This is a genomic window from Pseudomonas sp. o96-267, assembly GCF_003935465.1.
GTDB lineage: Bacteria > Pseudomonadota > Gammaproteobacteria > Pseudomonadales > Pseudomonadaceae > Aquipseudomonas > Aquipseudomonas sediminis.
The window spans coordinates 145,464-152,391 of sequence record NZ_RHQP01000011.1 but is presented as its reverse complement, the minus strand read 5'-3'; the positions used below and the strand labels follow the sequence as shown (position 1 = coordinate 152,391).

General features: G+C 63.7%; 7 protein-coding genes. 3 read left to right on the top strand and 4 right to left on the bottom strand.

The features are described 5' to 3' along the window. Positions 1 to 41: 41 nt before the first annotated feature. From EGJ86_RS10150 to choX, 4 genes are all read right to left on the bottom strand, one after another. The gene (locus EGJ86_RS10150) at positions 42 to 479 is read right to left on the bottom strand and encodes a thioesterase family protein (protein ID WP_125835015.1); all 438 of its coding nucleotides are present in this window, start codon (positions 477 to 479) and stop codon (positions 42 to 44) included. A gap of 111 nt (positions 480 to 590) precedes the next feature. Continuing rightward, a complete protein-coding gene (locus EGJ86_RS10145; protein WP_125835014.1) occupies positions 591 to 1,556 on the bottom strand; it encodes an L-carnitine dehydrogenase in 966 nt (321 codons plus the stop codon). 214 nt (positions 1,557 to 1,770) lie between these two features. After that, entirely contained in the window at positions 1,771 to 2,658 is an 888-nt protein-coding gene (locus EGJ86_RS10140; RefSeq protein ID WP_125835013.1) for a 3-keto-5-aminohexanoate cleavage protein, read from the bottom strand. 99 nt (positions 2,659 to 2,757) lie between these two features. Continuing rightward, positions 2,758 to 3,690, bottom strand: coding sequence for a choline ABC transporter substrate-binding protein (choX, locus tag EGJ86_RS10135; RefSeq protein WP_099522829.1), 933 nt, complete (start codon positions 3,688 to 3,690; stop codon positions 2,758 to 2,760). Positions 3,691 to 3,937: 247 nt separating this feature from the next. Between choX and EGJ86_RS10130 the strand changes: the two genes are divergently transcribed. The 3 genes from EGJ86_RS10130 (at position 3,938) to EGJ86_RS10115 (ending at position 6,927) form a co-directional block, all read left to right on the top strand. Then, a complete protein-coding gene (locus tag EGJ86_RS10130; protein ID WP_125835012.1) occupies positions 3,938 to 4,882 on the top strand; it encodes a GlxA family transcriptional regulator in 945 nt (314 codons plus the stop codon). 369 nt (positions 4,883 to 5,251) lie between these two features. Next, complete coding sequence (locus EGJ86_RS10120) at positions 5,252 to 6,229, top strand: dipeptidase (protein WP_125835010.1); 978 nt, start codon at positions 5,252 to 5,254, stop codon at positions 6,227 to 6,229. 167 nt (positions 6,230 to 6,396) lie between these two features. After that, complete coding sequence (locus tag EGJ86_RS10115; RefSeq protein WP_125835009.1) at positions 6,397 to 6,927, top strand: DUF5943 domain-containing protein; 531 nt, start codon at positions 6,397 to 6,399, stop codon at positions 6,925 to 6,927. Position 6,928: the final 1 nt, after the last annotated feature.

The window sequence follows — 6,928 nt, the reverse complement described above, 5'->3', positions numbered from 1 at the left end:
CGACCCCGGAATCCTCCCCCCGCCTGGGTCTCGGGGGCTCGCTATATGTTTAAACCACACCGCTGCTGCTCGCCAGCCAGCTGCGCCACCCGCGGGGACCCCTGCTCGTCTATGGGCGCCGCGCGGCCGGCCGCGCTGTCGATGTTCATCAGCATCTGTTCGCTTTCCGCGAGGCTAGCGTCTTCACCCGGCCGATAAAGACCATGGTGGATATGCAGGCGCTTGGCGTCGTGCGCCAGCAACTGGGTGCGCACCTCCACCCGCTCGCCCTCCTTCACCTCCGCCAGGAAGTTCAGGTGACACTCCAGGGTGTACAGCGTGTGGCCGGTGCGGGCGCGACCGGCTTCATCCAGGCCCAGCACATCCATCAGCGCATCGGTGGCATGGCTGAAGATCAGCAGGTAGAAGGCGTCACGCAAGTGGCCGTTGTAGTCGACCCAGTCAGGGGAGATGGTGGTGCGATAGGTTGGCAGATTCATGCTCGGCTTCCGATGAGGCCCTCTCCCCCAGCCCCTCTCCCACAAGTGGGAGAGGGGAGCTGGATTGGAGTCGGTCTGTAGGGTGCGCCGTGCGCACCGGGAATGACTCGGTTACTCGGCGAACTCGAAGCCATGCTTGGCTTTGGTCTGGCGAATCGCCTCCAGCACCGCCAGAAGGCAATCATCGCGATAGCGCTCCAGGGCATCCAGGCTGCGCTCACCTTGCTGTTCGGCCGTGCCTTCGACCACCGCATCGATCAACCCATCGGTCAGTTCCGGCGCCTCCAGGTACGTCCAGGGCAGCTTCCGCGCCGGGCCGAATTGCGCCATGAAGGGGCGCATGCCGGCCGGGCCACCGGCCAGGGTGTAGGTCAAGAAGCTACCCATGAACGACCAGCGCAGACCGGCACCGAAGCGGATCGCGTCGTCGATCTCGCCGGTGGTCGCCACACCGTCGTTGACCAGGTGCAGCGCCTCGCGCCATAGCGCTTCGAGCAGGCGATCGGCGATAAAGCCCGGGACTTCCTTGCGCACGTGCAGCGGGCGCATACCCAGCGACTCGTACACACTGATCGCCGCCTGCACCGCTTCGGGTGCGGTCTTCGCCCCGCCGACTACCTCCACCAGTGGCAGCAGGTACACCGGATTGAACGGATGGCCAACCACGCAGCGCTCGGGGTGCGCGGCATCTGCGTAGAACTCGCTGGGCAGCAGACCCGAGGTGCTGGAACCGATCAGTACGTCGGGACGAGCGGCAGCGCTGATCTTGGCATGCAGCTCACACTTGAGATCGAGGCGCTCGGGCGCGCTTTCCTGAATGAAATCGGCATCGCGCACGCAGTCCTCGATGGTGCTGACGAAACGCAGGCGATCCAGAGCGGCGCCGGGTGCCAGGCCCTGTTTTTCCAGCGCAGGCCAGGCATTGGCTAAACGCGTGCGCAGCGCAGCCTCGGCGCCGGGCGCCGGGTCCCAGGCGATGACGTCGAGGCCATGGGCCAGGGCTCGAGCAATCCAGCCGGCGCCTATAACGCCGGTACCGAGGGCGGCGAAGGTCTTGATATCGGTGACGAAGGTCATGGTTGAACTCCGGTAGCCCGGATGCAATCCGGGGAATTGGCGGTAGGGAATGCCGCGGATTGCGTCCGGGCTACGGGGGATGCTTACAGGCCCTCTCCCTCGGCCCCCACTCTGTGCCCCAGCCCTTCGCAGAGCTCAGGTCGCACAAGCGGGCGAAGCAGTGCTTCGCTGTTCCCGCTTTTGCCCCATAAATGGGAGAGGGGAGGAAGCGGGCTTAGCGTCTGGGTTTGAGCTTCATCTTTTCCCGCCCCTCGGCCGGGGTCAGGGCGCGACCACCAAGGCGCTCGATGATCTCGATGGCGCGCTCGACCAGTTGGCCGTTGCTCGCATGCACGCCGCGATCCAGCCAGATGTTGTCCTCCAGCCCCACCCGCACGTGGCCGCCGAGCAACATCGCCTGGGCGACCATCGGCATCTGCATGCGGCCAATGCCGAAGCCAGCCCAGGTGATGCCTGGCGGCAGGTTGTCGGCCATGGCCTTCATGGTCGTGGTGTCGGCCGGCGCGCCCCAGGGAATGCCCAGGCACAGCTGGATCAGCGGGTCGTCCAGCAGGCCTTCCTTGATCATCTGCTTGGCGAACCACAGGTGGCCGGTGTCGAAAATTTCCAGCTCGGCCTTCACCCCCAGCTCGGTGATGCGTTTGGCGCCGGCGCGCAGTTGCGCCGGGGTGGAGACGTAGATGAAGTCGCCGTCGCCGAAATTCAGCGTGCCGCAGTCCAGGGTGCAGATTTCCGGCAGCAGCTCCTCGACATGCGCCAGGCGGGTGATCGGTCCGACCAGATCGGTGCCGGCACCGAACTCCAGTGGCTGCTCGCCGCGGCCAATCTCCAGATCACCGCCCATGCCGGCGGTGAGGTTGATGATCACGTCGGTATCGCTTTCACGAATGCGCTCGACCAACTCACGGTACAGCGCCACATCGCGGCTCGGCTTGCCGGTCTGCGGGTCGCGCACATGACAGTGGGCGACGGTGGCACCGGCCTTGGCCGCCTCGATGGCGGCGGCAGCGATCTCCTTGGGCGTGACCGGGATCGCCGGGTGCTTGCCGACGGTGTCGCCAGCGCCGGTCACCGCGCAGGTGACGATAACCTCGTAATTCATTTTCGACTGTCCTTTCCAGAGGCAAACGAGTGCCGACGGCGGGGCCGCAGGCGTTGTGCAAAAAGGGAAGTTGGCGCCGGATCAACCGGCGCCGTGCTATCAGTTACCGGCGACCAGCGCGGCGTTGGCCGGCTTGCCGTCCAGCGTGGTGACGCCCTCGAGCCAGGCATCGACCACCTGCGGGTTGGCCTTGATCCAGTCACGTGCCACCTGCGCGGCCGGCTTACGGTCCATGATCGGCTGCATCAGCTCGGCTTCCTGCTGGCTGGTGAAGCGCAGGCTGGTGAGCAGGCGGTTGGCGTTGGGGCAACGCTCGGCGTAGTCTGGCGCGGTGACGGTGGACACCGTGGCGGCGCCATCGTTGGGGCCGAACACGTCGTCGGTGCCGGTCAGGTAGGTGACCTGCATCGACAGGTTCATCGGGTGCGGTTTCCAGCCGAAGAACACCACCGGTTTCTCGTTGCGTACGGCGCGACCGACGGCGGCGAGCATGCCCGCCTCGCTGGACTCAACCAGTTTGAAGCCACCCAGACCGAACTGGTCGGAGTCGATCATCTTCTGGATCGCCGTATTGGCGCCCGAGCCGGCTTCGATGCCGTAGATCTTGCCGTCCAACTCGTCCTTGAATTTGGCGATGTCGGCCAGGGTCTTCAGGCCCTTGTCGGCGGTGTAGCTCGGCACCGCGAGCACCGCCACGGCGTCATCCAGCGACGGCTCGGCCGCGACCTTGACTGCACCGGCATCAAGGAAGGGTTTGATGTTGTCGTCCATGATCGGCTTCCAGTAGCCGAGGAAGGCATCGATCTGCCCTTTCTGGATACCGGCGAAGATGATCTGTTGCGACGCCTGGGTCTGCTTGGTTTCGTAGCCGAGGCCACTCAGCAGCTCGCTGGCGACGGCGGTGGTGGCGACCACGTCGGTCCAGCCGACGGCACCGATTCGAACGTTCTTGCAACTGGCGTCGTCGGCCAGCAGGGAGGTACTGAACAGGCTCAGGGTGCAGCACGCGGCCAGCGCGGTAAGACCTTTCATCTGGGTGCTCCTCATCGTGTCACAGCGGTTCTATTTCGTTCTTCTAGAGGCCTGCCAACGGACAGAGCCCCCACCGTGCTCGGGGACTTTCATCTCCCGATGAAAACACCTTACGCTTCGATTCGATGCAACATTCGCACTTGAACGACTATTTATTGACCTATACCGACTTTTCCTTGCATGAAAGCCATACTGACCGATTAATCTCTCGGTATGCCCGTAACCCTGCACCAGCCTCGTGACCTGAATGCCCCAGACCTTCTGCTTCCTGCTGCTGCCCGGCTTCTCGATGATGGGCCTGATGTCGGCCATCGAACCGCTGCGCGTGGCCAATCGCTTTCGCGGCGAGCTGTATCGCTGGCGCCTGCTCAGCCAGGACGGCAATGCCGTGCAGGCCAGCAACGGCATGTCGCTCAACGTCGACGACGGCCTGGAGCTGCCCGCTGACAGCCAGGCGCTGTTCGTGGTCGCCGGCTTCGAGCCGCTGGCCCATTACGACCATCATCTGGCGCACTGGCTGCAACGACGCGAGCCGGAACTGGCGATCCTCGGCGGCATCGACACCGGCAGCTTCGTGCTGGCTGAAGCGGGGCTGTTCCAGCACCAGCGCCTGACCCTGCACTGGGAAGCCATCGATGCCTTTCGCGAACGCTACCCGACGTTGCTGGTCACCCAGGAACTGTTCGAGATCGACGGCCGGCGCATCACCAGCGCCGGCGGCACCAGTAGTCTCGACCTGATGCTCGGCTTGATCGGCCAGGAACACGGCGAGTCGCTGGCGGTGCAGATATCCGAACAGTTCGTGGTCAGCCGCATCCGCACCCGTCTGGACCACCAGCGCATGCAGGTGGCCAGCCGCTACGACCTGCACAACAAGAAACTGGTACGGGTGGTCGGCGAGATGGAGCGCCAGTGCGAGCAACCGCTGTCCAGCGAGGCACTGGCCGAGCTGGTGAGCATCACCGTGCGCCAGCTGGAGCGCCTTTTTCGCCACCATCTGGCGACCACACCCTCGGCCTTTTACCTCGATCTGCGCCTGGACAAGGCGCGCCAGCTATTGCGCCAGAGCGATCTCAGCGTACTAGAGGTGAGCCTTGCCTGCGGCTTCGACTCGGCCTCTTACTTCTCGCGCAGCTACCACAGGCGCTTCGCCGTCAGCCCCAGCCAGGATCGTCACGAGCGGCCAGCCTGAATGCACACATGCCCGTAGGAGCGGCTTCAGCCGCGAAGCTTTCCATGTCGCGTTCTTTCGGTATAGACCGCGCCCCCCCCTTCGGGTCGGATCGAGGCTGAAGCCGCTCCTACAGGGGGATACCGCAGGCCAGGACGCATCCGGTCTCATAGCACTCGCGCCAACCCGGCAACGAGCAGCGACTGAACGCACACCTGCCCGTTGGAACGGGATACCACATGCAGAGCCACATATCCGTTCGCGACCTCGGCTTGACGCTTTCGGCAAACCCCCAGTCGTTTTTGCACCGGGTCGCCCTGCCCCCCAGGGATAAGCTCTCCCCAAAGCGCCGACGTCCGACTCGGCGTATCTGTTTAGGGGACAAGCCTGATGAGCCCAGCCGAATTGCACGCCGACAGCATCGTCATCGACGGTCTGATCATCGCCAAGTGGAACCGCGAACTGTTCGAAGACATGCGCAAGGGCGGCCTGACCGCGGCCAACTGCACCGTGTCGGTGTGGGAAGGTTTCCAGGCCACGGTGAACAATATCGTCGCCAGCAACAACCTGATCCGCGAGAACAGCGACCTGGTCATCCCGGTGCGCACCACCGCTGACATCCGTAAAGCCAAGGAACAGGGCAAGACCGGCATCCTTTATGGCTTCCAGAATGCCCATGCGTTCGAGGATCAGATCGGCTACGTCGAGGTATTCAAGCAGCTCGGCGTGGGTATCGTGCAGCTGTGCTACAACACCCAGAATCTGGTCGGCACCGGCTGCTACGAGCGCGACGGCGGCCTGTCCGGCTTCGGCCGCGAGATCGTCGCCGAGATGAACCGCGTCGGCATCATGTGCGACCTGTCGCACGTCGGTTCCAAGACCAGCGAGGAAGTCATCCTCGAGTCGAAGAAGCCGGTCTGCTACTCGCACTGCCTGCCCTCGGGCCTGAAAGAACACCCGCGCAACAAATCCGATGAAGAACTGAAGTTCATCGCCGACCACGGCGGCTTCGTCGGCGTGACCATGTTCGCGCCGTTCCTGGCCAAGGGCATCGACTCGACCATCGACGACTACGCCGAGGCCATCGAGTACGTGATGAACCTCGTCGGCGAAGACGCCATCGGTATCGGCACCGACTTCACCCAGGGCCACGGCAAGGAATTCTTCGAGTGGCTGACCCACGACAAAGGTTACGCCCGCCGCCTGACCAGCTTCGGCAAGATCGTCAACCCACTGGGCATCCGCACCGTGGGCGAATTCCCCAACCTCACCGAGACCCTGCTCAAACGCGGCATGCCCGAGCGCGTGGTGCGCAAGGTCATGGGCGAGAACTGGGTACGCGTATTGAAGGATGTCTGGGGCGAGTAAGCCTTTTTAACTGCCCCTCTCCCCCGGCCCCTCTCCCATGAATGGGAGAGGGGAGCAAAGCGGCCGGTATGCGCTTGAAGTCATGCATACACGGACAGCCCCCTCTCCCGCTTGCGGGAGAGGGTTGGGGAGAGGGCAAAAACCAACGAATTCTGGAGTTTGAACACATGTCCACCCACGCCCCCGAAATGCCCATCCAGGTCGACGACGAAACCGGCGTCTGGACCACCGACGCGCTGCCGATGCTGTACGTGCCGCGGCATTTTTTCGTCAACAACCACATGGGCATCGAGGAAGTGCTCGGCGCCGAGAAGTACGCCGAGATCCTCTACAAGGCCGGCTACAAGTCCGCCTGGCACTGGTGCGAGAAGGAAGCCGAGTGCCATGGCATTTCAGGCGCGGCGGTATTCGAGCACTACATGAAGCGCCTGTCGCAGCGCGGCTGGGGTCTGTTCGAAACGCAGAAGCTCGACCTGGAAACCGGCCATGCCGAGGTCAAGCTCAAGCATTCGGCCTTCGTTTACGTGTACGGAAAGGTGAATCGCAAGGTGGATTACATGTTCACCGGCTGGTTCTCCGGTGCCATCGACCAGATTCTGGCCGCCAAGGGCAGTCCGATCCGCACCGTCACCGTGCAGGAGTACAGCGGTTCCGAAGAAGGCCATGACGACGGCCTGTTCGTCACCCGGCCACTCTGAG

Coding starts and splice junctions, on each gene's coding strand:
- EGJ86_RS10120 (WP_125835010.1), top strand. CDS start 5,252: ATGAGCCCAGCCGAATTGCACGCCGACAGCATCGTCATCGACGGTCTG.
- EGJ86_RS10115 (WP_125835009.1), top strand. CDS start 6,397: ATGTCCACCCACGCCCCCGAAATGCCCATCCAGGTCGACGACGAAACC.
- EGJ86_RS10145 (WP_125835014.1), bottom strand. CDS start 1,556: ATGACCTTCGTCACCGATATCAAGACCTTCGCCGCCCTCGGTACCGGC.
- EGJ86_RS10140 (WP_125835013.1), bottom strand. CDS start 2,658: ATGAATTACGAGGTTATCGTCACCTGCGCGGTGACCGGCGCTGGCGAC.
- EGJ86_RS10130 (WP_125835012.1), top strand. CDS start 3,938: ATGCCCCAGACCTTCTGCTTCCTGCTGCTGCCCGGCTTCTCGATGATG.
- choX (WP_099522829.1), bottom strand. CDS start 3,690: ATGAAAGGTCTTACCGCGCTGGCCGCGTGCTGCACCCTGAGCCTGTTC.
- EGJ86_RS10150 (WP_125835015.1), bottom strand. CDS start 479: ATGAATCTGCCAACCTATCGCACCACCATCTCCCCTGACTGGGTCGAC.